At 69.0% G+C, this 649-nt stretch carries 1 protein-coding gene; it reads right to left on the reverse strand.

The features are described from left to right. The coding region (locus tag AACY45_RS27350; RefSeq protein ID WP_339548570.1) for a helix-turn-helix domain-containing protein at nucleotides 1–570 on the reverse strand (570 nt) is incomplete at its 3' end. Between the last annotated feature and the right edge of the window lie 79 nt (nucleotides 571–649).

Raw genomic sequence — 649 nt, forward strand, 5'->3', positions numbered from 1 at the left:
CATCCAGCGCGGCAGATAGGCGAGCACCGCCTGCGGCAGGAAGGTGCGGTAGACATTCGATGTCTGCTCATAGCGCGGGCCAGGCCCCTGCCCTGCCACCCGCTTGAAGCGGCGCTGGCGCACGATGAAGCCGACATCGTCAAGCACATGCAGCGCGCGGGCGACGGTCACGCGGCCGAGGCTGGTCGCTTGGGCCAGATAATCATAGGTCGGGAACACCTGCCCGCGGTTGAGCCGCGCCAGCGTCAGCAATTCCTCCAGCACGCGCACCGCCGCATTGGTGAGCGAGGCGAGCCCGCGTTCCACCGGCGTGAGCTGGCGCCCGTCGGCGCGGGCATCGCGCCGCAAGCGGCGCCCCGCGTCCAGCGCCTTGCGCGCGGCGCGCAGGATACGGTCGGTTTCTCCGGGCGCTGGAGGCGTGAAAAAGCTCTTTTCGAAGGTGCCGGCCTCCACGCTGCCGCGCAGGATCCGGCTGCCGCGCGGTTGCGGTGCGCCCGATTGTGCCGGGCGGCGCAGACAAAACCCACCCAGCGCCTGGAGCGAGGCTGCTCCAACCGTCATCGTCGCCATCGTACAGCCCTTTTGATGGAGGCCATGCGGGCAAAGGAAGAGCGTGGCGCGAAGCGCGCATCCTTGCGACGAAAGTCTG

The organism is Pseudomonas sp. RA_35y_Pfl2_P32, assembly GCF_963970735.1.
GTDB lineage: Bacteria > Pseudomonadota > Gammaproteobacteria > Pseudomonadales > Pseudomonadaceae > Aquipseudomonas.